The organism is Rhodococcus sp. EPR-134 (assembly GCF_001647205.1).
GTDB lineage: Bacteria > Actinomycetota > Actinomycetes > Mycobacteriales > Mycobacteriaceae > Rhodococcus_F > Rhodococcus_F qingshengii.
Window position 1 is genome coordinate 1 of the sequence record NZ_LVCT01000049.1, and the last position, 1442, is coordinate 1442.

A 1442-nucleotide genomic window follows, 5' to 3' on the forward strand; every position below is an offset into this window, starting at 1 on the left:
CGTTGGCGCCGCTGGAAATCGGAATGACCGTGACTCCAGCCTGTGCGGCGGCCAGGATCGCTCCCCAGTAGGTCGGCGATTCCATGAGCAACGGACGTCCCTCCCCCACCAACGCGCGAAAGGACGTCGCAAGCCCACCCTGACTGCCGGGAAGTACAACCACGTCGTTCGGCCCCGGCGGAGTGATCCCGGCAGGAGTGGCGGAACCCAATTCGGAGGCAAACCAGGACTGCAGTTCCGGAAGCCCGGCAGCGAGGGGCCGATTGAACACGGCGTCGGTTCGCGTCGCCCTGGTGAAGGCTGCACGAACCAGACCTTCCGGCAACAGCTCTCGGGCCGGATAGCCGGAATGCAGCGCGATCACGTCGTTGGAGGTGGACTGCAGCGCCATGGGCAACTGCAGACGATAGTTCGGCGATCCGAGCGCCGCTGTCTGCCACCCGTAGTCGTTGGGTCGCACGACGCGCGCCGCGCGCACGAAGGTCCCCACACCGGGACGAGCCTCCACAACCCCCTGAGATACCAGTGTTCGCAGCGCCTTCTGCACGGTGACCGGACTCGCCCCGTGCAGGCTGACGAGCGACCGAGTGGACGGAAGCTTCGCGCCTGGAGGAGCCGTCGCGATCCACTCACGCAAGGCTGCGACAATCCTCGAACTGCTATCATTGGACATGTCGAATCATAGTAGCGCTACTCCTCTTTCGCCGCTAGCGCTATCGCGAATCAATGTCCGTTTCCAGACCGAACCCTGAGGCGCCCTTCTCATCTGAAACACAACTCGCCCACCCGAACCGGAGAGGTACGTAACCGCGTGAACACACCCATCGATCAGGCCCGCAAGCTCGAGAATGTCAGGTACGACATCAGAGGGCGAATTCTCGACAAGACCGAAGAACTCGAGGATCAGGGACACACGATCCTGCGACTCAACGTCGGCAATCCGGCCCCCTTCGGGTTCGAAGCTCCGGACGAAATCATGATGGCCATGATCCGCAATCTCCCTACCGCGCAGGGATATTGCGATTCTCGCGGACTGTATTCGGCGCGCACTGCGGTGGTCCAGTACTACCAGACGCGGGGTATCACCGACGTCACCGTCGACGAGATCTATCTCGGAAACGGTGTGTCCGAACTGATCACCCTGACGATGCAGGCCCTCTGCAATCCAGAGGACGAGATCCTGATTCCCGCTCCCGACTATCCCTTGTGGACGGCTTCGGTTTCACTTGCCGGCGGCACGCCCGTCCACTACCTCACCGATGAAAGCCAAGGCTGGGCACCGGACTTCGACGATCTGGAAGCTCGGATCACGCCGCGCACCCGAGGGATTGTCGTCATCAATCCCAACAATCCGACGGGCGCCGTCTACTCGACGGAGGTGCTGCAACGCTTCGTGGATCTAGCGCGCAAACACGATCTGATGCTCTTCGCCGACGAGATCT

2 protein-coding genes are annotated in these 1442 nt (G+C 62.0%); one reads left to right on the top strand and one right to left on the bottom strand.

The window, feature by feature from the left end:
• Nucleotides 1-673: GntR family transcriptional regulator (locus A2J01_RS02470; protein WP_156519139.1), on the bottom strand; the 673-nt coding region annotated here is incomplete at its 3' end.
• A 138-nt stretch (nt 674-811) separates the two neighbouring features.
• On the opposite strand from A2J01_RS02470, the gene A2J01_RS02475 reads away from it, so the two are divergent.
• On the top strand, nt 812-1442 hold a 631-nt coding region (locus A2J01_RS02475; RefSeq protein WP_156519140.1), incomplete at its 3' end, for an aminotransferase class I/II-fold pyridoxal phosphate-dependent enzyme.